This window comes from Vibrio sp. MEBiC08052 (assembly GCF_001506075.1).
Classification (GTDB): domain Bacteria; phylum Pseudomonadota; class Gammaproteobacteria; order Enterobacterales; family Vibrionaceae; genus Vibrio.
Genome location: NZ_KQ947475.1, coordinates 927726 through 949671 on the forward strand (window position 1 = coordinate 927726; position 21946 = coordinate 949671).

Annotated in this window: 24 protein-coding genes; 13 read left to right on the forward strand and 11 right to left on the reverse strand. The window is 47.2% G+C overall.

All coding sequences use genetic code 11. The features are described from left to right. Nucleotides 1–11: 11 nt before the first annotated feature. Together VRK_RS04180 and VRK_RS04185 are read left to right on the forward strand one after the other, a co-directional pair. Entirely contained in the window at nt 12–1919 is a 1908-nt protein-coding gene (locus VRK_RS04180) for a methyl-accepting chemotaxis protein (protein WP_059120230.1), read from the forward strand. A 187-nt stretch (nt 1920–2106) separates the two neighbouring features. Beyond that, nucleotides 2107–2460, forward strand: coding sequence for a hypothetical protein (locus VRK_RS04185; RefSeq protein ID WP_059120231.1), 354 nt, complete (start codon nt 2107–2109; stop codon nt 2458–2460). A gap of 105 nt (nt 2461–2565) precedes the next feature. On the opposite strand, the gene VRK_RS04190 is transcribed toward VRK_RS04185, so the two are convergent. The 6 genes from VRK_RS04190 to VRK_RS04215 all read right to left on the reverse strand — a co-directional run bounded on the left by VRK_RS04190 (nt 2566) and on the right by VRK_RS04215 (nt 6322). After that, on the reverse strand, nt 2566–2757 hold the full coding sequence (locus VRK_RS04190; RefSeq protein ID WP_059120232.1) for a DUF4250 domain-containing protein: 192 nt from the start codon (nt 2755–2757) through the stop codon (nt 2566–2568). After that, nucleotides 2754–2963 carry a YaeP family protein gene (locus tag VRK_RS04195; protein ID WP_059120233.1) on the reverse strand — a complete coding sequence of 70 codons (210 nt, stop codon included), beginning with the start codon at nt 2961–2963 and terminating at the stop codon, nt 2754–2756. The genes VRK_RS04190 and VRK_RS04195 overlap by 4 nt, the downstream gene beginning before the upstream one ends. Nucleotides 2964–3043: 80 nt before the next feature. Beyond that, a complete protein-coding gene (gene proS, locus VRK_RS04200; protein ID WP_059120234.1) occupies nt 3044–4762 on the reverse strand; it encodes a proline--tRNA ligase in 1719 nt (572 codons plus the stop codon). Nucleotides 4763–4854: 92 nt separating this feature from the next. Further along, nucleotides 4855–5559, reverse strand: coding sequence for a tRNA (N6-threonylcarbamoyladenosine(37)-N6)-methyltransferase TrmO (tsaA, locus tag VRK_RS04205; protein ID WP_059122638.1), 705 nt, complete (start codon nt 5557–5559; stop codon nt 4855–4857). After that, complete coding sequence (locus VRK_RS04210; RefSeq protein ID WP_059120235.1) at nt 5559–6029, reverse strand: YaiI/YqxD family protein; 471 nt, start codon at nt 6027–6029, stop codon at nt 5559–5561. Before VRK_RS04210 ends, tsaA begins: the two co-directional genes overlap by 1 nt. Next, nucleotides 6026–6322, reverse strand: coding sequence for a hypothetical protein (locus tag VRK_RS04215; RefSeq protein ID WP_059120236.1), 297 nt, complete (start codon nt 6320–6322; stop codon nt 6026–6028). Before VRK_RS04215 ends, VRK_RS04210 begins: the two co-directional genes overlap by 4 nt. Before the next feature lie 804 nt (nt 6323–7126). On the opposite strand from VRK_RS04215, the gene VRK_RS04220 reads away from it, so the two are divergent. Next, nucleotides 7127–7636 carry a GNAT family N-acetyltransferase gene (locus VRK_RS04220; protein WP_157371848.1) on the forward strand — a complete coding sequence of 170 codons (510 nt, stop codon included), beginning with the start codon at nt 7127–7129 and terminating at the stop codon, nt 7634–7636. Here the strand turns inward: VRK_RS04220 and VRK_RS20565 are convergent. Next, the gene (locus tag VRK_RS20565) at nt 7596–7889 is read right to left on the reverse strand and encodes a DUF3301 domain-containing protein (RefSeq protein ID WP_082671307.1); all 294 of its coding nucleotides are present in this window, start codon (nt 7887–7889) and stop codon (nt 7596–7598) included. The genes VRK_RS04220 and VRK_RS20565 overlap by 41 nt on opposite strands. Nucleotides 7890–7892: 3 nt before the next feature. Further along, nucleotides 7893–8933, reverse strand: coding sequence for a DUF3549 family protein (locus tag VRK_RS04225; RefSeq protein ID WP_059122639.1), 1041 nt, complete (start codon nt 8931–8933; stop codon nt 7893–7895). 137 nt (nt 8934–9070) lie between these two features. Here VRK_RS04225 and VRK_RS04230 point away from each other — a divergent pair, with 137 nt between their 5' ends. Both VRK_RS04230 and truC read left to right on the forward strand, forming a co-directional pair. After that, nucleotides 9071–9388 (forward strand): YqcC family protein, encoded by a 318-nt coding sequence (locus VRK_RS04230; protein ID WP_059120238.1) that lies wholly within the window; start codon nt 9071–9073, stop codon nt 9386–9388. Continuing rightward, complete coding sequence (gene truC, locus VRK_RS04235; RefSeq protein ID WP_059122640.1) at nt 9381–10109, forward strand: tRNA pseudouridine(65) synthase TruC; 729 nt, start codon at nt 9381–9383, stop codon at nt 10107–10109. Before VRK_RS04230 ends, truC begins: the two co-directional genes overlap by 8 nt. A 136-nt stretch (nt 10110–10245) precedes the next feature. On the opposite strand, the gene dxs is transcribed toward truC, so the two are convergent. The 3 genes from dxs to xseB are packed head-to-tail and all read right to left on the reverse strand — an operon-like array spanning nt 10246 to nt 13275. Next, entirely contained in the window at nt 10246–12108 is a 1863-nt protein-coding gene (gene dxs / locus VRK_RS04240; RefSeq protein ID WP_059120239.1) for a 1-deoxy-D-xylulose-5-phosphate synthase, read from the reverse strand. 21 nt (nt 12109–12129) lie between these two features. Then, on the reverse strand, nt 12130–13014 hold the full coding sequence (ispA, locus tag VRK_RS04245; RefSeq protein ID WP_059120240.1) for a (2E,6E)-farnesyl diphosphate synthase: 885 nt from the start codon (nt 13012–13014) through the stop codon (nt 12130–12132). A gap of 6 nt (nt 13015–13020) precedes the next feature. Further along, nucleotides 13021–13275 (reverse strand): exodeoxyribonuclease VII small subunit, encoded by a 255-nt coding sequence (xseB, locus tag VRK_RS04250; protein WP_038182060.1) that lies wholly within the window; start codon nt 13273–13275, stop codon nt 13021–13023. Nucleotides 13276–13860: 585 nt separating this feature from the next. Between xseB and pomA the strand changes: the two genes are divergently transcribed. From pomA to rlmM, 8 genes are all read left to right on the forward strand, one after another. Beyond that, on the forward strand, nt 13861–14625 hold the full coding sequence (gene pomA, locus VRK_RS04255; RefSeq protein WP_059120241.1) for a flagellar motor protein PomA: 765 nt from the start codon (nt 13861–13863) through the stop codon (nt 14623–14625). A 17-nt stretch (nt 14626–14642) separates the two neighbouring features. Next, a complete protein-coding gene (locus tag VRK_RS04260) occupies nt 14643–15617 on the forward strand; it encodes a flagellar motor protein MotB (protein ID WP_059120242.1) in 975 nt (324 codons plus the stop codon). Between the two features lie 152 nt (nt 15618–15769). Further along, nucleotides 15770–16678: an aldo/keto reductase gene (locus VRK_RS04265; protein WP_059120243.1), complete on the forward strand. Its 909-nt coding sequence runs from the start codon at nt 15770–15772 to the stop codon at nt 16676–16678. Nucleotides 16679–16921: 243 nt separating this feature from the next. Next, nucleotides 16922–18370, forward strand: coding sequence for a tRNA uracil 4-sulfurtransferase ThiI (gene thiI / locus VRK_RS04270; protein WP_059120244.1), 1449 nt, complete (start codon nt 16922–16924; stop codon nt 18368–18370). Nucleotides 18371–18886: 516 nt separating this feature from the next. Further along, complete coding sequence (locus VRK_RS04275) at nt 18887–19810, forward strand: transcriptional regulator GcvA (protein WP_059120245.1); 924 nt, start codon at nt 18887–18889, stop codon at nt 19808–19810. Beyond that, nucleotides 19797–20465: an alpha/beta family hydrolase gene (locus tag VRK_RS04280; RefSeq protein ID WP_059120246.1), complete on the forward strand. Its 669-nt coding sequence runs from the start codon at nt 19797–19799 to the stop codon at nt 20463–20465. The genes VRK_RS04275 and VRK_RS04280 overlap by 14 nt, the downstream gene beginning before the upstream one ends. Next, nucleotides 20455–20853, forward strand: coding sequence for a DUF423 domain-containing protein (locus tag VRK_RS04285; RefSeq protein ID WP_059122641.1), 399 nt, complete (start codon nt 20455–20457; stop codon nt 20851–20853). The genes VRK_RS04280 and VRK_RS04285 overlap by 11 nt, the downstream gene beginning before the upstream one ends. Further along, nucleotides 20850–21941, forward strand: coding sequence for a 23S rRNA (cytidine(2498)-2'-O)-methyltransferase RlmM (gene rlmM, locus VRK_RS04290; RefSeq protein ID WP_059120247.1), 1092 nt, complete (start codon nt 20850–20852; stop codon nt 21939–21941). The genes VRK_RS04285 and rlmM overlap by 4 nt, the downstream gene beginning before the upstream one ends. Nucleotides 21942–21946 lie beyond the last annotated feature (5 nt).

The following is a 21946-nucleotide window of genomic DNA, read 5'->3' on the forward strand; positions in this document are numbered from 1 at the left end:
TGTGGGTGTTTATGAAACAACTTGGATTAAAAAAATTGCTAATTTTATCCGTCATGTTGCTGGTCGGTATGTCGGTTTCAATTACCAGTTATGTACTTTATTCTCAGGAACAAACAATCCTGACAGACAATGTTTTTCAGTCGAGTGAAAACTATGTTGCATCAAAAGCGGTGGTGATAGAAACCATTCTGCAAGAGAAAATTAATGGCATTCATCGACTGGCTCAGCAGTATCAGCATCAGGAGATCACGAAATCTGAAGATGAGCTGATTGAATTAACGCTGTCGCTGGCAGCTGCTATGAATCTGGATAGTTTTGTGATTGGTCTGGATGATGGCAGAGCCTATTGGAGTATGGAAAATCAGGCTTGGCCGAATCATCGACTGAAAGGTGACTCCCGGGAAACACCTTGGTATAAGCAGGGACAGATGTCTGATATTGTGAGTGTGACGCCACCATACCTTGGTTCGTCGAAACAAAAATACTGGGTCAGTATTCTGGAAAAGATCAAGGGTGGTGTGATCACGACTGATATGGAGCTCGATTTTTTAAGTCGAATCGTGAAAGAGTCAAATAAGATCCCGGGAGCCGTGGCGCTCATTCTTGATGAGGATAGCCGGATTTTAGCAACAACTTCATCTGCATTGAAACTTGGTGATCGTCTCAGTGATAAAGCGTGGGGGCGTCCTTTAACCTCACATATGGTAGATCATGAGTCCAGCTATCTTGATTATGTGCTTGATGGGACCGACAAACTGATGTTTTCACATCGGATTCATTTAGGGCAGAAAAACTGGTACTACATGATCGGTTTGGATAAATCGATTGTTTTTGAGCAGTTAACCAAAGCAAGAAACAGTGCGATTATTTTCTCGCTACTGGCTTGTTTCGTGAGCGTCATTATCACTTATTTCCTGATTCAGGTGCTTTATCGTCCTATCTTATCGTTAAAAGAAACCATTCAGGGGCTGGCCAGCGGAGAAGGTGATCTGACCCAGCGGCTGAAAGTCGAAACGAATGACGATTTAGGCCAAATTTCTCAGGGGGTGAATCAGTTTATTGAGAATCTGCAGCACATGATGTTGGAGATTCAGAATTATTGCCACGCACTACAAGCAAATGTTGAGCATATGCTCAGTCAGTCGGAAAAAAATAGTTCAATTTTGAAAAAACACGTTTCGGAAACTGAACAGGTTGTGACAGCAATTGAAGAAATGAGCTCGACGGCTGACTCGATGGCAACGGATGCGGCAAATACAGCCAGCCTCGTGGCTCGAACCAATGAAACCAGTCTTGAATCTCGTGACACCATTGATCGTTCGAAACATACTGTTTCAGTCCTGATTGATGATGTGGAACACTCTGTTAGCGATGTACATAATATGACGCTCGAAACTCAGAAAATTAACGAAATACTCAGTGTTATCGGTGAAATTGCAGAGCAAACCAATTTACTGGCTTTGAATGCTGCGATTGAGGCGGCTCGTGCCGGAGAACAGGGGCGAGGATTTGCGGTCGTCGCTGATGAAGTTCGTAGTCTTGCCAGCCGGACCAAAGATAGTACCACGGAAGTTGAGCAAGCGCTGAAGAGCCTCGCAAATGGTAACCATGCGGTGGTGAGTTCGATGGAACATACGCGAACTCGTTGCCAGGAGACTGCCGAAGGTGCAGGTCAGGCCGCGGATAGTTTGGAATCGATTTCCCGGCATGTGATGGAGATTCATGATCTGAGTTCTCAAATTGCGACAGCGGCTGAAGAGCAAAGCTGTGTGACTCAAGAGCTGAGCCGTAATATGTCAGCAATCAATGATATGGTTGTTGAACTGGAGTCAATCGGTATCCAGTCGATGAAAGATATGGGCGATATTGCTGATATCAATAACAATCTGACAGCAATTGTCTCACGTTTCAAACTGTAAGATAGCGATTGCCGATACTGAGTGAATGTGCTCGGATGATTCGTTCAGGCCGCATCAATCTATATCCATAAAGACCGAAGCATCTGCTTCGGTTTTTTGATCAAGGTAAAAGACTTTCAAGTGCATATTTTTACACCTGCTGATATGATGCTTAAAAAATTTAACCCCACGTCAGACAAGGCTCTCAATGGATAAAGTGCAATTTTCCGTCGGTCATATCACCTTCTTCTATCAGTTGACGCCAGAGCAGCAAAAACTGGCATCTTTAACCGAAACAACGACGCTTGATCTCAGTGAGTGGCCTCAGTTTTCAGAACAATTTACCAGTGCGATTCAATCTGCAATTCCTGATGAATTGAAGTTACCGACAGAGAGGCAGCTGAATTATGCGCGGCGTATTGCCACTGACCTAAAGGTCGAACTTCCCGACGGTTATCAAGATAGTGCCCTGATTTGTTTGTCATTTTTTGCTGAACATAAGCCTGCCCATGATCGTATGCTGGCAATTTATAAAGGCATTAAAGGGAACTTATTGGGATAAATCAGGTGGCGATGACAGGAAGAGGTGTGAATATTCACTTCCTGTCAATCAGGGGTGGAATCTTGTTACGGAATCAGCGTTTATGGCAGTCGTGGACAAATTCCGTTAGCGGAATTGACCAACTTCCGGAAGGAATTCAAATCCAGCGCTCGCAAGACGGTCGATCAGTGCTTGTTTATCGAGATCGTAATAAGACGTGAGCTGATCCAGATCACCGGCAAAATCATCCCGTAATTTCGTATTGACTAAACTGAACAGCAGAATCGGATCCATTGTGGCAAAGTTGGCAAGACTCATGATTTATCCTCAAAATCTGAAATCAATAAGTTAGCAGCGGCAAATGCGGCTTGCTCACGCGCTTCCTGTGGGAGAGATGCATCGGCGGCGATACTGTTGAGTGCGCGCAGAGCACAACTAATCGCCTGAGGGATGTAAGCCTGATCGCCACTGCCAATCTGGGCGTATCGCTCACGGATTAAATCACAGCAATCGTATACTTTCATAATGGGTATCCTTGCAATTGTTTTTGAGTCATGCCAATGAAAAAGGGCTGCCGGAGCAACCCTTTCGAACAGACCAGCCGTTATCGAGTGAGCTGAGTTTGAAGATGTGCAACAACTTCACCCATCGCTACCGGGGTTTTTTCACCGGAACGACGGTTTTTGTATTCGAAATTGCCTTCATCCATACTGCGGTCACCAATAATAACCATGTGTGGAATACCGATCAGTTCCATATCGGAAAGCATCACACCGGGGCGTTCTTTACGATCATCAAACAGGACATCGATCCCTTGTGCTTGCAAGTCAGCGTACAGTTTTTCTGCCGCTTCCTGAACGCGCTCGGATTTATGCATATTCATCGGTACGATCACAACTTCAAACGGCGCAATGGCATCCGGCCAGATAATGCCATTCTGGTCATTATTCTGTTCGATTGACGCTGCCACAACCCGGGTACATCCGATCCCGTAGCATCCCATTTCCATGGTCACGCTCTTACCATCCGGTCCCAACACATTGGCTTTCATCGACTCTGAATAGTTGGTGCCCAACTGGAAGATGTGGCCGACTTCAATGCCGCGTTTCAGCAGGAGTGTGCCTTGTCCGCATGGGCTTGGATCGCCTTCAACCACATTACGTAAGTCGGCAACTTGTCCGAGTTCAACGTCACGACCCCAGTTAATTCCGAAGTAGTGTTTATCATCGATGTTCGCACCTGCCGCAAAATCGCTCATCACGGCGGCAGAACGGTCAACCACAAACGGTAATTTCAGACCGACAGGCCCCAGAGAGCCGGGACCTGCACCAATCAGGGCTCGAATCTCTTCTTCGGTGGCAAACGTCAGTGGCGCTGCAACTTCAGGCAGATTTTCGGCTTTGACTTCGTTCAGCTCGTGGTCACCGCGAATCAACAAGGCAATAATTGGTGCCTCAAGGTGATCAGACGCTTTGACGTAAAGTGTTTTGACAGTCTTTTCAATCGGCAAATGAAACTGTTCAACCAACTGTGCGATTGTTTTGGCATTCGGCGTATCGACCAGAGTCATGGCTTGAGTCGGTTCAGCACGAGGTGTCGTTGGTGCCAGAGCTTCTGCTTTTTCAATGTTGGCCGCGTAATCTGAATCGGTAGAGAAAGCAATTAAGTCTTCACCACTTTCAGCCAGCACATGAAACTCTTGTGAACCGCTGCCACCAATAGCGCCCGAATCAGCCAGCACAGGACGGAAATCGAGACCCATGCGATTGAAAATATTACAGTAAGCGGTGTGCATATCCTGATAGGTTGCTTCCAGACTCTCCCGATCGATATGGAAGGAGTATGCATCTTTCATGATAAATTCTCGTGAACGCATCACGCCGAAACGAGGACGAACTTCATCACGAAACTTCGTTTGAATCTGATACAAACTCAAAGGCAACTGTTTATAGGATTTGACTTCATTGCGAACCATGTCAGTGATGACTTCTTCATGAGTCGGTCCCAGTACAAACGGTCGATCGTGGCGGTCTGCAATCCGCAGTAATTCAGGGCCGAATTTATCCCAGCGGCCGGTTTCCTGCCAAAGTTCGGAAGGTTGGACAACCGGCATTAGCGTTTCTACGGCACCGGCCTTGTTCATTTCTTCCCGGATAATATTCTCGACTTTACGCAGTACACGCAGCCCGGTGGGTAACCAAGTATAAAGGCCGGAAGCGAGTTTCCGAATCATACCAGCCCGTAGCATGAGCTGATGGCTGACGATTTCTGCGTCGTTTGGTGTCTCCTTCAATGTTGAAAGAAGATATTTACTGGTACGCATGATGGTATCCATTCATTAAGTTATACAACAACCCTCGGATGATTTGAGGGCGGATTCAATTAGCCGTCAATAATATCAGTCATTTTCGTTTGTCAAAAGCGTTCTATTGCGGTAACCGTGATGATCGATTGACTGACTCTGAATTTGACGTTGAGATCGAACAAATTCACCGCATATTCTTTCTCATCAGGCTTCTCTTTCTTATAAGCCGGGCGCGGATCTTGCGCTAAAACCTGAGTAATGACGGTTTCAATCTCATTCGCACGAGGATGTGCGGCTAGTGATTGGCGTGCGGCATCACAGAAACTAACATCGGTAGAGGTCGGTTCGCTGTCAGCATCCCCGCCGTGGGCATGTTCAATTCGATCAGCATAAGGGAGATAAGGTTTAATATCGATAATCGGTGTGCCATCCACCAGATCAACACTGCCGACATCGACCCATGTTTGGTTGCCTTCTTGCCGGATACCGTGTAATTCAACGGCTGACATACCAATGCCATTGGGACGAAAGGTTGAGCGAGATGCAAATACGCCAATCCGCTCGTTACCCCCCAATCGGGGCGGACGAACGGTTGGTTTCCAACCGGCACTGAGATTCTGATCGAACAGGAACAGAAGCCATAAATGACTGAATTGCTCGATACCGCGGACAGACTCCGGACAATTGGCTTCACCAATCAGTTGAATTTGAGCGGTTGCCGCAGAGACCAGCCGGGGTTGCCGCGGCACCGCAAATTTCTCTTGGTAAGGACTATGAATGATGCCAATCGGATCGAGCGTATGACCGGTTGTCATCATGATTGTGGCCCTGATGCAGCCCGGGTTGATTTGGCTAAAATCCGATCAAGGTGATTGGCAAAGTCACGGCGTTCGGCCTGACTCATGACCGGAGGCCCACCGGTTTGAACACCGCTGGCACGCATGGTCTCCATAAAATCGCGCATGGTGAGTCTGGCTTTAATCGTATCGAGGGTAAACCAGTCGCCTCGCGGACTTAATGCCATGGCTTGATGATCCAAGACTTCACTGGCAAGCGGAATATCGGATGTGATCACCAAATCATCGGCTGCAACGCGGCGGACAATTTCGTTGTCGGCAATATCAAAACCGCTTTCTACTTGTAAGAAGCGGATATTGTCCCGGCGGGGCAGTGGAATGACGTGGTTGGCAACAAAAGTACATGTAACACCGGTGCGCTCGACAGCCCGCAGGATGACTTCTCGGATGACTTTCGGACAGGCGTCGGCATCGACCCATATATTCATAATTTCTGACCTGACTGTTGTTCTAGTTGTGCCACACGGGAGACGAGATCAGCAACCTGCTGTTCAAGCCGGGCAATTCTTTGTTCGGTTGCAGACGCTGAAGGTTGGACCGCGACTTCGACTTTGGGAATTTGCTGAGATGATTTCCAGCGTTTGATCGTAGTAACAATTGCGGGAATAGGGATTTTGGAATGCAGACGTGCTTTGATAAGTGCAACCGTCGGTTCCTTGCCTTCATCGACCAATTGTAGAATCACAGATTCAAGCTCTTGTGATATGTCTTTTGTCAGCATAGATATCCTTTTTTGAGACCTTCAATGTATACGCTGTTGTAAGACGATTTTACGCTGGATAGGGTAGCAACAAAAGCGCTAATTGGTTTGTAAGAGATCGCTTACAAGTGCTGTGAGATATAGCGGTATTTGTGATGGTGTAAATGCTTTAACTCAGTTTAATTTATTGATTTATATTGTTTTTATTAGGTTGTAATGCGACAGGCTATAAAGTGAGCAGACCAGTGTGTTGTCGGAAAAATGCAAACGTCGTACATTGAACGGGTCGGCAGGGAACGACATGGATAAAGCATTAAGGAATGATGTCTTCGGGAATGAAGATGAATGTCTGGGATGCATTCAGGCTGGAAAGCTTAGGACAGCGTAGGGAAGCGACAACAGGCGTAATGTCTGTTGCAGGATGCGTAAAACGATCACTTTGAACAACCATCACTTTGCATAAAATGATGCCAGCGTGATTGAAAATCATCAGGATGATGAAGGAAACCGCTTAAGGACGAGTGATGTGTACTGGCTATCGGAAAGCCAGTGTTACGGATAACTGAGGACACCGCTTGGATGCGATGCAACAAGGATAGGTTGAAGGATTAGCCTTCGTTATGGATGATGCAGGGAGCTCTTATTGGTGGCCGGATCGCTACTGTTAAGACTGAGCCCCGATGCCATTATGGTGTCGGGGCTTTCCGCCATTTCTATTCCGAGACTGGCATTCGCCATACCTGTATATTTAATCAATCTTGATTGATTTAACATTGACGTTCGCAGCGAATCATCAGGTTCGGGCGAATGGGACAAGGATGAATTGTGACAATAGCAACGCAAAGAATGCTTTTGCTGCCTTATACAGATGAATATGAGTTCGATTTTCTATCGCTGTTATGCTCTCCGGGGAACCGATTGTTTCATCAGCAGCCGTTCAGCGTGTCCAGTGCCCGGGCTAAGTTTCATCAAGTTTTAGCGGATTCAAATGTCTACGCAATGGCCATTGTCGATAATGAACATCGTGAATATATGGGACACCTTGCTTTAGATTTACATGAAAAAGGCGTTGGGGAACTCCAGTTTATCCTCAGTCGTCTTTATTGGGGCAAAGGTTATGGCACGGAGGCATTGGGTGCTTTCTTACAAAATGTGTCTTTACGCCTCTCATTGAAAAAAATCCGTATTTTTGTGAATGAACAGAATCAGCCTGCAGTCGCTTTAATGCGAAAACTGGGGTTTATCTCTCGCCCCACATTATCGCAAACCCCGGAGACACTCTATGAGTATCAACTCACAGTCGATGGACCGGCACAAAAAATTTGGCAGGGGTGAAGCGGATCATATCCAAATACCCTTCATAACAATCATCTCCCAAGGATGAAAACTCGAATGTGTATCTGGTGTGCCAGTGCCATCGCTGTTGTTCATCAATCAGACGGTGTCTGAACGTAATGCTGACCACTTGCAATTCCAGTTGCCGGCATTTTTTTTCAATCGTCTGTCTGGCAATTTCGGCCTGACGCCGTTGCTGCCAGAATAAGAAGCAGCCAAAGCAAACCAACAGAATCGTCATCAAGTCCTGCATGGCTTATCGGCTTCTGGTTTGTTGCTGGAGCGTTGCCAGTGCGGTTACCAGCTCTTCAGATGCCGTTGTGTGCAGCATTGGCAGTAAGATCACCCTTAACTCCGGAAGCATCACTAAATCAGCAAAGAGTTGATTAAATAGTGTCTGCTGACCGGTTTGAGCCAGTCGGGTCAGGAACAACTCGGCTTGCTGTGGATCAGTGAGTGCTGACCAGCTGCGACCGACAATGCCGATTAATATTTCGGCATGACACAGTTGCGGCTGTGCCAGCAGGTTGGCAACGGTTTTTTCCAATTGCTTGCCCGGTGCGCCTGATAGAGCTCGGAGTAAGGCTGAAAGGAAAAACAGATCAGGGGTTGCTTGCTGCATTTCTTCATGCGCCATTGTTTGTAGTTTATCGGCAATTTTTTCAGTCAGAGGCGTGTGTTCTAAAGCCCCCAACAGCGCATAGCAAGGTTCTGACGGGAGATGATTCAGAGCTTTGAGCAGGTTTGGTGCGTTTTGTTCTTGCCCCAGCCGGGCGCATATGTCGGTAATACCTTGTAATCCGATCGTTTGCCAATTGTTCCAGCCGAGACTTCCCTGAAAATAGCATTGTGCATGTTCATAGTACTGGCTGGCCGGTAATTTGAGCATTGCTCTCACCTGACTATGAAACACCGCCATTTTTTCTTCCGGTGGGGTGAAGGTATAGGGGTTGTTCGCCAGTTTCTGTTGTTGTTCTTCCGTCAGGTTCTGCTGAATCCGGGTGCCCATCGCTTCCAGCATAAAACGGATGAATTCACTGATATCTGTGGGTTGCAGCAATCCTCGTTCATCCAGTTCAAACTGCAAAAACCAAATCCAGGGCTGCTTGGTTGCATTCCAGTAAACAATCGCCAGTCGAGCCGTTCGTCGGAGCGGATAAGGATATGCTTGTTGTGCTTGTTCTATTCTGGCAAAGCTCTCAGGAGCTATGGATTGAATGCGGCGTCCGAGATCAACAACCTGATATTGGCAACCACTCTGCTTCAGAAGCTCGGTCAGGGTATATATTGTTTTCATAAGTTCCATTCTTGTCAGGCTAATGTTGTCGAAGAGGATTCCTGTTGGAATCACAGCCTCTTAGCCGCTGGGATAAGTTTAGTTTTGTCTTCAATACATGGTACCCTATCTGCCGATTTCAAGCCGTTTTTTTCTTTATGTCAAAATATTACCAATTAAATCAATCATTAAATGAACTCGAAGGATGTCTTAAAATGTTGCAGCTATGGCAGGACAAGCCGCCATCAGTGCAGGATTTGTCGAGTCAGCAGCCATTTGCGGTGGATACGCTATTACCGCAACAGTGGCTCCAGTGGATTTTTATTCCGCAAATGCGACAACGAATTGCTGCCGCCACGGTTCCGAGCGGGTTTGAAATGACACCGTACTTTATTGAAGCCTGGCGGGACAATCCGGGTTATCAGTCGGTGATTGCCACATTAATCAAGATTGAGGAGCACTGTCGTGGTGCTTGAGATTATTTATCGGGACGAGTTTCTGATTGCAGTCAATAAGCCTGCTGGAATGCTGGTGCACCGTTCGTGGCTGGATAAACATGAAACTAACTTTGTGATGCAGACGTTACGTGATCAGATTGGGCAGCATGTTTTTCCCTTACATCGGCTTGATCGGCCGACCTCCGGGGTATTGGTATTTGCGTTATCCAGTGAAGTGGCCGCACAGGTGATGCCATTATTTGCCAGCCATCAGATGGAAAAAACGTATCATGCGGTGGTGCGGGGATGGATTGAAGAAGCGGCTGTGCTTGATTATCCGCTCGTCGAGGAACTGGATAAGATCGCCGATAAGCACGCAAAAACCGATAAACCGGCGCAACCGGCCGTCACGGCTTATCGGCCGTTGGCAAAAGTCGAAGTACCGTATTCCACCGGACGTTTTCCGACCAGCCGTTATGCGTTGATTGAAATGCAGCCTCAGACTGGGCGTAAACATCAGCTACGACGGCACATGCATCACTTAAGCCATCCGATTATCGGTGATACGACTCATGGAGACGGTAAACAGAATCGTCTGTTTCGGACATACTATGATTGTCACCGACTGTTACTTCATGCATCGCGCCTCAGCTTTGTTCATCCAGTGACCGGAGAGCCTGTCACGATTCAGGCTTCATTCGATGAATCATGGCAACAGTTATTCGATCATTTCGGTTGGTCCGGTGTGGTTGAACGGTGAGATAGTCAGTCACCATAAAAACGAAGCAATAAAAAAACTCCCCCCTGGGAGTTTTTTTATTGCGGGTTATCCATGCCAATCAGTTATCTATGCCAATCAACAAGGAGCTCAGTCAGCTGATAATCCCATGACCGCTTTATTGAATGTAATCGCGAATGGCCTGCTCAATTCCGGCAGCATCTAATCCGAGTTCGGCATGTAATTCGCTTTGTGTTCCCTGATGAATAAAGTGGTCCGGCAATCCCAGATTCAAAGTGGGTTTAAGCAGCTTTTCTTTCATCAGCAATTCAATCACACCGGTACCGGCACCGCCGGCAATCGCATTTTCTTCCAGCGTGACGAGCACGTCATGGTGCTGAGCCAGATCGCGAATCAGTGTTTCATCCAGCGGTTTGACAAAGCGCATATCCGCGACAGTTGCATCCAGCGTTTCTGCTGCTGTCAGCGCGTGTGGCAGCAAAGCGCCAAAATTGAGAATAGCCACTTTTTTACCCTGTCTCACGATGCGGCCTTTACCGATTTCCAGCGCAGTAAACTGATGCTGGATTTCAGCACCTGTACCTGTGCCTCTCGGGTAGCGCACCGCACTTGGTCCTGAATGCTGATGACCGGTATAAAGCATTTGCCGACACTCATTTTCATCACTCGGTGCCATAATGACCATATTGGGAACACAGCGCAGAAAACTGAGATCAAATGCACCCTGATGGGTTTGTCCATCGGCACCCACCAGACCGGCCCGGTCAATGGCAAACATGACCGGCAAATCCATAATGGCCACATCATGAATCAACTGGTCATAGCCCCGTTGCAGGAAGGTTGAATAGATAGCGACAATCGGGTGATAGCCACTAATCGCCATACCGGTTGCTAGGGTCACTGCATGTTGCTCAGCGATAGCGACGTCAAAGTATTGGTCAGGATAGGCTTTGGAAAAGCCCACCATGCCGGAGCCTTCTCTCATCGCAGGAGTGATGGCCAGCAGTTTCGGATCAAGTGCTGCCATATCGCAGAGAAAGTCACCGAAGACTTTTGAATAGGTTGGGAGTGCCCCGCTATTTTTAGGCAGTGATGTATCGTTTGGATCAAACTTCGGTACCGCATGATAGCCGATCGGATCTTTTTCGGCTTGCTCATAACCTTTGCCTTTTTTGGTCATGACATGAAGAAATTGAGGGCCTTTGAGCTCACGCATATTTTTCAGCGTTTTTGCCAGCTCAACGACATCGTGCCCGTCAACCGGGCCGATATAATTGAACCCGAGTTCTTCAAACAAGGTGCCCGGAACGACCATCCCTTTCAGGTGTTCTTCGGTTTTCTTGGCAAACTCTTTGATCGGTGGCAGGCCGGAAAGGACTTTTTTACCGCCTTCACGGATCGACGTATAGAAATGACCGGAGAGCAGTTGTGCCAGATGATTATTCAGGGCACCGACATTTTCTGAAATAGACATCTCATTATCGTTGAGAATGACCAGCATATCAGGATGCAGATCGCCTGCGTGGTTCATCGCCTCAAACGCCATTCCCGCAGTAATGGCACCATCCCCAATGACACTGACGACTTTTCTTGATTTTCCTTCTTTACTGGCACAAATTGCCATCCCCAATGCGGCACTGATCGAGGTAGACGAGTGACCGACTGACAATGTGTCATATTCGCTCTCTTCACGCCATGGGAACGGGTGAAGACCATCTTTTTGGCGAATCGTCGGCATGGCCTCGCGTCTGCCGGTCAGGATCTTATGGGGATAGGCCTGATGACCGACGTCCCAGATCAACCGATCAAAAGGTGTCTCGTACACATAGTGAAGCGCAACAGTCAGTTCGACTGTTCCTAAACCGGAGGCAAGATGTCCACTGGACTGACTGACCGAGTTGAGCAAGTAAGTTCTCAGTTCTTCACACAATTTCGGTAGCACGTCTTTCGGCAGCGTTCTCAGCTCCTGAGGCGTATTTGCCAATGCCAGTGTCGGATATTTTGAAATATCAAGGGTCATTATTTTATGCTTATGATCTTATTAACTTTTCCGCTCAATCACATATTGAGCGAACTGTTCAAGTAAATCAGTATTATAAGGAATAGATGCCAGAGCCTGAATTGCTTCATTCAATAAAGACTGTGTTTTCTGCTCCGCTCCGTCGAGTCCCAGTAGTGAGGGATAAGTACTTTTGTGATGCTTGGAATCCGAACCTTGCGGTTTCCCCAGTGTCTGGGTATCACTGACAATGTCCAGAATGTCATCCTGAACTTGAAATGCAAGGCCGATTGCGTCGGCATAGCGATCTAAATAGGGCAGAATTGCCTGACCTTTTTCGCCGGCTGACAATGCTCCGAGGCGTACGGCACATCGGATCAGCGCGCCCGTTTTATGGCGATGAATCTCTTCTAATTCGCTCAGCATCACTTGACGACGTTCGGCCTCGAGATCCAACGCTTGCCCCATACACATCCCCATCGCACCGGAGGCGTGCGCCAAAGCCTGCACCATTTTGACCCGGTAAGGTTCGGCATTCTCTGCCAGCGAGCCTTCAGCAAGAATCGTAAAAGCCAGCGTCTGTAAGGCATCTCCGGTCAGAATCGCGGTTGCTTCGTTAAAGCGGATGTGACAGGTCGGCTGCCCGCGACGCAATGCATCATCGTCCATGGCCGGCAAATCGTCATGGATCAGGGAATAGGCATGGATACACTCAATCGCCGATGCGGGCGTATCGAGTTCTTCCTGTTGACATCCCAGCATCAGCCCGGTGATGTAAACCAGATAGGGACGAATACGCTTGCCGCCCAACAACAATCCGTAGCGCATCGCTTCAATCAAGGATTGATTCTGATGCGGAAATTGCTCAAGCCAGCGATTTAACTGCTGGTTATTCCGAGCCTGATAAGTGCTTAGGGTGGTTATCATATGAACTTATACTTCTGATTGATCATCAGATTCGACAAAATCACTCAGGGCAGCTTCATCACTATCACTGAGCAAAATTTTGACTCGTTGTTCAGCGTCGTTGAGTTTCGCTTGACCAGCACGGGCCAGAGCAATACCCCGTTCAAATGTTTTCAATGCGTCATCCAAAGGCAAATCGCCATTTTCAAGTTGGTTGACTAACGTATCCAACTCTTCAATTGTGGCCTCATATGACATATTTTCAGGTTTTTTGCTCGCCATAGAACTTCCAATCGGTGAGGAATGGGGGAAAGTTACCGCAGGGCGTGAAGATGGTCAAATAGAACCGGAATAATTTACTCCCACAACACAATTTTGCTCTCGAATTTGAAAAAATCAATTGCTAAAAAGACTGTTCTGAAGTTTTTATCGGATGGCGTGTGTGGCATGCGGTTGCTGCAAATGTTCGAACTGACATGATTCCGACAGATAACCTGTTTACATTAAATCGCCCCTTGTTTCTTTTTTACGCGATGTGCACTTCAATGTCATAAGTTTTGCCAGAGATCATAAATATCGGGCTTTGGTAAGGATTCAGGAGAGCATCTATGATTTTCTATTGGTTTTCGGTATAAACTTATACGCAGTTACTCTGAGGCTCCGACTTCAGAGCTCATCAGGTGTTGACGTGACGGATTTCTGTTGTCGCTGCATCTTGAGATGATTGTAGGAATGAGTTTGGTAATATAAAGACTTTACTGCATTTTTTACGGGCAGAGTCCATAATTTAGTTAAAGATTTGATACCGTTGCCGATACCCTGAGTCAGAGAACTCTCAAAATTGAATGGTTGCATGAGGAGTGTTTCGTGGATTTAGCTACACTGATTGGTTTGATAGGTGGTTTAGCCTTCATTGTAATGGCCATGGTTTTGGGTGGTGGTCTGATGATGTTCGTGGACATCACCTCGGTGTTAATCGTTGTGGGTGGTTCAACATGCGTTGTCATGATGAAGTTTACTTTCGGGCAATTTTTTGGGGCAGGGAAAATCGCAGCCAAAGCGTTTATGTTTAAGGCTGATGAACCGGAAGATTTGATTGCCAGAATCGTTGAAATGGCAGATGCGGCCCGGAAAGGTGGATTTCTGGCCTTGGAAGAGATGGAAATCAGTAACAGCTTCATGCAGAAAGGGATTGACTTGTTGGTTGATGGTCATGACGCTGACGTTGTTCGTTCGGCACTCCAAAAAGATATTTCACTGACAGAAGAGCGTCACGAAGCCGGGACTGCGGTATTCAGAGCCTATGGTGATGTCGCACCTGCGATGGGGATGATCGGGACACTGGTCGGTCTGGTGGCGATGTTGTCAAACATGGATGACCCGAAATCGATTGGTCCGGCGATGGCAGTGGCATTGTTGACGACACTTTACGGTGCGGTCATGGCAAACATGATTTTTTTCCCGATTGCGGATAAGTTGGCTCTACGCCGTGAGCAGGAAATGTTGAATCGCCGTCTCATTATGGATGGCGTTTTGGCGATTCAGGATGGACAAAACCCTCGCGTGATTGACGGTTATTTGAAAAACTATCTGAATGAAGGCAAGCGAGCGATGGATGTGGACAACGAGTAAGCACGGGGAAGTCAACGATGGATGAAGAGAATAAATGTAAATGTCCTCCTCCGGGCGCACCGGCGTGGCTGGCGACATTTTCTGACCTCATGTCTCTGCTCATGTGTTTTTTCGTGTTGCTCCTCTCTTTCTCCGAAATGGATGTCCTGAAGTTTAAGCAGATTGCCGGTTCGATGAAATTTGCTTTTGGGGTTCAGAACCGACTGGAAGTGAAAGATATTCCGAAAGGCACCAGTGTGATCGCTCAGGAATTCAGACCGGGGCGGCCGGAACCGACGCCAATCGATGTCATCATGCAGCAAACCATTGATATTACACAGCAAACGCTTGAGTTCCAGGAAGGCGATGCGGATCGTGCGGGTGGAACACAACGTGAAGAAGGAGACCTGACCGGCGGGCAGTCTCCGGAAACATCGACGCAGGATAATCAGAATGATGAATCGGTTGACCAACAACAGCAAGCGCAATCCCCAAGCACGGAAGAGATGGAGATCGTCTCAGAAAATCTACAAAAAGCATTAGCGACAGAAATTGAGCAGGGCGCTGTCGAGGTTGAAAATCTCGGTCAGGAAATTGTGATTCGTATTCGTGAAAAAGGCGCATTCCCCAAAGATTCTGCATTTTTGCAACCGAAGTTCCGACCGTTGGTGCGGCAAATCGCAGAGTTGGTTAAAGATATCCCCGGGATTGTCCGGATCTCCGGTCATACGGATAATCAACCGCTTGACTCTGAGTTGTATCGTTCAAACTGGGATTTATCTGCGCAGCGAGCTGTATCGGTGGCTCAGGAAATGGAAAAAGTCCCCGGTTTTAATCATGAAAGAATGGAAGTCCGCGGTATGGCTGACACACAACCGGTTGCTTCGAATGATACAGCCAAAGGACGTGCTCAAAACAGACGTGTAGATATCAGTATTCTGCAAGGGAAACCGACTTATAGTGATGAAGTACCATCGGTACAGCAACCGACTTCTGGCAAACAACAACCCTAGAGAGTGATCATTCAGAGATAACTATCGAGATCAAGTGAAGGCTGTACCCTGCGTGATAAAATCATGATAGAAATAAAAAGTAAGCCAATATGGCTTACTTTTTTTATCACACTTTCTTTATTGAAATGACCCATTGATTGGACGGAGGATATATGGTGAATCAAGTAACCATTGCAGAACAGGGACCGGCGTTTTCAGAAATTGCTCAGGGGTACTGGCGGCTGGCCGAATGGCAAATGACTCCTCAGGAGCGGTTGTCTTTCTTAAAACAGCATGTTGAACTCGGGATTACCACGGTTGATCATGCGGATATTTATGGTCAGTACACCTGTGAAACACTGTTTGGTGAAGCTTTGGCGCTGGACCCTTCGGTGCGGCAGTATCTTCAGGTTGTGACCAAGTGTGACATTCAATTATGCAGTGATGCTTTTCCACACCGACAAATCAATCATTACGATACAGGCAGAGCTCATATTCTCCAATCGGTCGATAACTCACTGATGCGTCTCGGTATTGATGAAATTGATGTGTTGTTGATTCATCGTCCTGATGTGTTGATGAATGCCGATGAAGTGGCGGAGGCGTTTGCAACATTACACCAAGCCGGCAAAGTCAAACATTTCGGCGTGTCTAATTTTACCCCCTCACAATTCGAGCTGTTACAGTCTCGTCTTGATAAACCACTGGTCACCAATCAGGTTGAAATCAATCCGCTCAATTTCGACGTTGCCCATGATGGCACCTTAGATCTGATGCAAATGCTCAGAACCCGGCCAATGGCTTGGTCATGTTTGGGAGGCGGTGCTATTTTCAACGGTGAGAGTGAACAGGCACGACGTGTCCGTCAGACCCTCACAGAGATCGGGCAAGAAGTGGGGGCGCAAAGCATTGATCAAGTGATTTATGCTTGGGTCAGACGTTTGCCCGCGTTGCCCATTCCGATCCTCGGTTCCGGAAAAATCGAGCGGGTCAAAGCCGCTGTCGCGGCGCTGGAAATCGAGTTGAGCCGTGAGCAATGGTATCGTATTTGGGTTGCATCCAAAGGTCATTCGGTCCCCTAAATCGACGGGATACCCGTCCGAGCATCAAATGATGTCACTCAGAGACTATCACGCTATCTGAGTAATCCTTTCTCATGAATACTTACCGAGAACCGCTGTCAGGCAGAATAGATGTTTTCCCTGTCAGTGCTTCTCGTGTATAATTCTGCGCCTTTCATTGCTGTTTGTTGATGCTGTTAACAGTTAACAGCTAAACCGTGTAAACCAGACAGTGACGTATTAATCTGAGTTGCGAATGATCCTATGAAATTTATTGTTAAGCCCCATCCGGAAATTTTTGTTAAAAGTGAATCGGTACGGAAACGTTTTACCAAAATTCTCGAATGTAATATTCGCAATATTATTAAACGACGGACAGAATCGGTTGCGGTTTTTAACCGTCGTGATCATATCGAAGTCACCTCAGAGAGCGATCGATATTATGCTGAAACACTGGAAATTCTGACCCATACACCGGGTATTCATCATGTACTTGAAGTGCTGCAGTCTGAGTTTCGCGATCTGCATGATATTTATGAACAAGTATTGGCTCACAGCCGGCATAAGATTGAAAATAAAACCTTTGTGGTTCGTGCCAAAAGACGCGGCCAGCATGACTTCACCTCAATTGAGCTGGAACGCTACGTCGGTGGCGGGCTGAACCAAGCGGTTGAAAGTGCCCGGGTGAAACTCAACAACCCTGATATCGTGGTTCGGGTCGAAGTGTCAGGCGATAAACTGAACCAGATTATTGCTCGTCATCGTGGGTTGGGCGGCTTCCCGCTCGGGACACAAGAAGATGTGCTGAGCCTGATTTCCGGTGGGTTTGATTCTGGTGTTTCCAGTTATCTGCATATCAAACGCGGTTCAAAAGTCCATTATTGCTTTTTTAATTTAGGCGGCCCGGCGCATGAAATTGGCGTGAAGCAAGTGGCTTACTATCTATGGAATAAATTTGGTTCGTCGGCCAAAGTTCGCTTCATTGCGGTTGATTTCGAACCGGTTGTGGCGGAAATTCTGGAAAAAGTCGATGACGGGCAGATGGGCGTAGTACTGAAACGGATGTTCATGCGGGCAGCAGGGATGATCGCTGAACGATTTGATATTCAGGCGCTGGTCACCGGTGAAGCGTTAGGGCAGGTGTCGAGTCAGACACTGACCAACTTGCGTCATATTGATGGTGTGACTGAGCGTTTGATTTTACGTCCGCTGATCAACTGGGATAAAGAAGACATTATCAATCTTGCCAGAGATATCGGTACTGAAGATTTTGCTAAAACCATGCCGGAATATTGCGGGGTGATTTCTCGCCGTCCGACCGTCAAAGCGGTTCAGGCAAAGCTGGAAGCTGAAGAAGCGAAGTTTGATTTTGCCATTTTAGATCAAGTGATCCACAGTGCGCGTCAAATGGACATCCGCAATATTGCTCAGGAAACGGAGCTACAGGCACCGGAAGTTGAATTGGTTGATGCGATTCAGGAACATGCCGTCGTATTGGACATTCGTAGCCCGGATGAAGAAGATGAGCATCCGTTGGTTCTGGAAGGGGTAGAAGTGAAACACCTGCCTTTTTACAAGCTGGCAACTCAGTTCGGTGACTTGGATCAGTCAAAAACTTATTTATTGTACTGTGCTCGCGGTGTCATGAGCCGTTTGCAAGCGTTATACCTCAAAGAACAGGGTTTTGAGAACGTGAAGGTTTATCGCCCTTAAAACCGCTCTGTCCGATAAGACCAGCCGCAGTAACATCCCGGCTGGTTTTTTTTATTGGGGCTGATCGAGTCAAAGGTGAATGTTCAGAGCGGAACAAGAGCGAAGTCCTGAAGTATCGCAGCGGAAGTGTCGTAGTAAATCCGTAGCTTGATTTGTGAGTGTTTTTTGACACGATTATGAATCTTGGTTGATTGAACAGCAGAAAAACCATAGAGCAGATAAAAATACACCGCCCATCGGAAGGCGGTGTGAAATATTTGACAGACAGGTCAAAATAAATACAGGAAGTATGCTTTGTGGCTGGGAGCCACAGAACAAGTGGTGAAACACCACATACTCGAAATACGAGTTTGCAAACACAACATCGCAACACAAAGTCTATTGATCCTAAGGAGAATCAAGTCATTCAGACTTGTCTGCGGGACAAAATATAGGTTTTTTCTGGCAGGTAAACAATGGACAAATTATAATGCTTCGCATAAAAAAAACTAATCCATTTCAGTTAAGGATCATGGTGTGAACAAAAGGTTGCCTCCCCTGAATGCATTGCGGGTTTTTGAGTCCGCAGCTCGTCATTTAAGCTTCACGCAAGCTGCAGAAGAGTTATATGTCACTCAGGCCGCTGTGAGCCATCAAATCAAGTCGTTAGAAGAATTTCTCGGGTTGAAGCTATTTATCCGAAGAAATCGCTCTCTTTTGTTAACAGAAGAGGGACAAAGTTATTTTTTTGAAATTAAAGATATTTTTACAGCGATTCAGGAATCGACGGATAAGCTCCTATCCCGCAGTGAAAAGGGGACATTAACCATCAGCTTGCCACCAAGTTTTGCAATTCAATGGCTGGTTCCTCGTTTGGCTGACTTTAATCAGCAGCAACCGGATATCGATGTTCGGATAAAAGCAGTTGATAGAGAAGAAGGCTCTTTAGTGGATGATGTTGATGTCGCCATTTATTACGGCAAAGGACTGTGGCCGGGATTAAGAACAGATAAACTTTATCAGGAGTTCTTGATTCCGCTCTGTTCGCCATTATTGCTGGCGCAGGGAAAACCACTTCATTCACTGGAAGATTTATCTCATCATACGTTGTTGCATGATACCTCCCGGCAGGATTGGAAAACCTTTGCCCGGGAAAATCATTTGTCAGGCATTGCGGTTGATCATGGTCCGATTTTCAGTCACTCGACAATGGTATTACAGGCTGCTGCTCATGGTCAGGGTATTGCACTGGGCAATAATGTGTTGGCTCAGCCGGAAATTGAAGCCGGGAGGCTGGTGCCCTTATTTGATAAAGTGCTGATGACCGATAACGCTTTTTATCTGGTTTGCCATGAAAAACAGGCCAATACCGGACGGATTGCTACATTTCGCAACTGGATGTTGAACCGCGCCCGACGAGAACAAGAGGTCATTTTAGATGAAAACTATGACAGCGAGTAACAGTGTGGACAGCAACGTATACCAACCGGGTAGTGCACATGTACAGCTGAACGGGCCCGATGATGGCCCGGTATTTATTTTTGCCCATGGTGCCGGGGCGGATATGGATCATGATTTTATGGCGCATATTGCGTGTGGATTGGCCGACAAAGGCATTCGCGTGGTTCGTTTTAATTTTCCGTACATGATCCGCAGAGCACAGGAAGCGAAGAAGTTTCCACCGGATCGTGCCCCGAAACTGATGGCTGCTTTTGAGTCTGTCATTCAACATTATGCGACTCAACCTGTGGTGATCGGTGGGAAATCCATGGGCGGGCGTATGGCGAGCCTGTTCACTCAGCATGAGTTGGTGAAAGGGATTGCTTGCCTCGGTTTTCCGTTTCATCCCCCCGGTAAACCGGAGAAACAAAAAGGCGAGCATTTAGCAACGTGTGAAAAGCCATGTCTGATTTTACAGGGAGAACGGGACTCGTTTGGCTGCCGAGAGGAAGTGATGGCAATGCCGATGAGTCCGCAGGTTGAGGTGGTTTATGTGCCCGATGGCGACCATAGCTTTAAGCCCCGCAAAAGTTCAGGTTATACCGAGCAAGACAATCTGGCCTCGGTGGTGGAACAATTAAGTGAGTTTATCCGGAGCATTCATGATGAAAAGTAAATCGCTATTTCTTTTTGCCGCCTGTTTTGGGGCGTTTGGGGTGGGGCTGGGCGCTTTTGCTTCCCACGGTTTAAAAACGATTTTATCCCCGAATTTTCTCGGGGTTTTTGAAGTTGGCGTTCGCTATCAGTTTATTCACACCTTAGCCTTATTAGGATGTGGGGTGATGATGATGCTTTCATCGCACCAAACGGTGCAGAAATATTTTTATCGGGCCGGAATCTGTTTTATTATCGGCATCTTTTGCTTTAGCGGCAGCCTGTACGCATTAGCGTTGACCGGCGTGAAATGGTTTGGTCCTATCACGCCTTTCGGCGGAGTCTGTTTTATTGTTGGATGGGTGCTGATGTTTGTCGCTGCATGGAATATGAAAGAGGTGAATCAGTGAAGCAGGTCATGCTCTATTGCCGTGCCGGTTTTGAGAAAGAATGTGCCGGAGAAATCCAAGACAAGGCAAGCCGAATCGAAGTGTTTGGGTTTCCCCGTTTGAAGTATCAGACCGGATATGTGCTGTTTGAATGTTATCAGGAGGGGGATGCCGATAAGCTGATTCGTGAGATCGACTTTCAGAGCCTGATTTTTGCCCGCCAGATTTTTGCAGTCTGTGTGACGTGTGAATCCTTACCGACAGACGATCGGATTTCTCCGATTCTCCAGTCTTTGGCTGAGATTGAAGGGATACCTCGCTGTGGTGATCTGCGGGTCGAAACACCGGATACCAATGAGGCCAAAGAGCTACTGAAATTTTGCCGTAAATTTACGGTACCGCTGCGTCAGGCATTGCGGGGAAAAGGCATTCTGTTTGGCAAAGACGAGCCGAAGAAACCGGTGTTGCATGTCTGTTTTATTGCCCCCGGCCATTGTTATATCGGCTATTCATATACCAATAATAACTCACCGTTTTTCATGGGGATTCCCCGTTTGAAGTTTCCGGCGGATGCACCGAGTCGTTCGACCCTGAAGCTGGAAGAAGCATTTCATGTCTTTATTCCCCGTTCGGAATGGGATGAACGTTTAGCCTCGGGGATGTGGGCGGTTGATCTGGGGGCATGTCCCGGTGGATGGACGTATCAGTTGGTGCAACGTTCGATGTTTGTGCATGCGGTCGATAATGGCATGATGGCTGAGAGTCTGATGGACACCGGACAGGTCAAACATCATATGGAAGATGGCTTTAAATTTGAACCACCGCGTAAGAATGTGACTTGGTTAGTGTGTGATATGGTCGAAAAGCCGGCTCGGGTCGCACAACTGATGGGTGAATGGTTGATCCGCGGATGGGCAAAAGAGGCACTGTTTAATCTGAAGCTGCCGATGAAGGGACGTTATGATGAAGTGTTGCAGGATATCGATAACCTGAAACATTTTCTGAAGGATAACCATGTCAATTTTCGGTTACAGGCCAAGCATCTTTATCATGATCGGGAAGAAATTACCGTGCATGTTCGGAGTTTGTCCAATATTTCTCCTCACTGAGTGAG

Excerpts from the sequence above, each read along its gene's own strand:
- tsaA (WP_059122638.1), bottom strand. The coding sequence starts at position 5,559 with ATGACAACCGGTCATACGCTCGATCCGATTGGCATCATTCATAGTCCT.
- VRK_RS04285 (WP_059122641.1), top strand. The coding sequence starts at position 20,455 with ATGAAAAGTAAATCGCTATTTCTTTTTGCCGCCTGTTTTGGGGCGTTT.
- VRK_RS04260 (WP_059120242.1), top strand. The coding sequence starts at position 14,643 with ATGGATGAAGAGAATAAATGTAAATGTCCTCCTCCGGGCGCACCGGCG.
- VRK_RS04215 (WP_059120236.1), bottom strand. The coding sequence starts at position 6,322 with ATGCTGACAAAAGACATATCACAAGAGCTTGAATCTGTGATTCTACAA.
- VRK_RS04225 (WP_059122639.1), bottom strand. The coding sequence starts at position 8,933 with ATGAAAACAATATATACCCTGACCGAGCTTCTGAAGCAGAGTGGTTGC.
- VRK_RS04265 (WP_059120243.1), top strand. The coding sequence starts at position 15,770 with ATGGTGAATCAAGTAACCATTGCAGAACAGGGACCGGCGTTTTCAGAA.
- VRK_RS20565 (WP_082671307.1), bottom strand. The coding sequence starts at position 7,889 with ATGCAGGACTTGATGACGATTCTGTTGGTTTGCTTTGGCTGCTTCTTA.
- VRK_RS04210 (WP_059120235.1), bottom strand. The coding sequence starts at position 6,029 with ATGAATATATGGGTCGATGCCGACGCCTGTCCGAAAGTCATCCGAGAA.
- proS (WP_059120234.1), bottom strand. The coding sequence starts at position 4,762 with ATGCGTACCAGTAAATATCTTCTTTCAACATTGAAGGAGACACCAAAC.
- VRK_RS04230 (WP_059120238.1), top strand. The coding sequence starts at position 9,071 with ATGTCAAAATATTACCAATTAAATCAATCATTAAATGAACTCGAAGGA.
- VRK_RS04195 (WP_059120233.1), bottom strand. The coding sequence starts at position 2,963 with ATGAAAGTATACGATTGCTGTGATTTAATCCGTGAGCGATACGCCCAG.
- thiI (WP_059120244.1), top strand. The coding sequence starts at position 16,922 with ATGAAATTTATTGTTAAGCCCCATCCGGAAATTTTTGTTAAAAGTGAA.
- VRK_RS04280 (WP_059120246.1), top strand. The coding sequence starts at position 19,797 with ATGACAGCGAGTAACAGTGTGGACAGCAACGTATACCAACCGGGTAGT.
- ispA (WP_059120240.1), bottom strand. The coding sequence starts at position 13,014 with ATGATAACCACCCTAAGCACTTATCAGGCTCGGAATAACCAGCAGTTA.
- VRK_RS04185 (WP_059120231.1), top strand. The coding sequence starts at position 2,107 with ATGGATAAAGTGCAATTTTCCGTCGGTCATATCACCTTCTTCTATCAG.
- xseB (WP_038182060.1), bottom strand. The coding sequence starts at position 13,275 with ATGGCGAGCAAAAAACCTGAAAATATGTCATATGAGGCCACAATTGAA.
- VRK_RS04190 (WP_059120232.1), bottom strand. The coding sequence starts at position 2,757 with ATGAGTCTTGCCAACTTTGCCACAATGGATCCGATTCTGCTGTTCAGT.
- VRK_RS04180 (WP_059120230.1), top strand. The coding sequence starts at position 12 with ATGAAACAACTTGGATTAAAAAAATTGCTAATTTTATCCGTCATGTTG.
- dxs (WP_059120239.1), bottom strand. The coding sequence starts at position 12,108 with ATGACCCTTGATATTTCAAAATATCCGACACTGGCATTGGCAAATACG.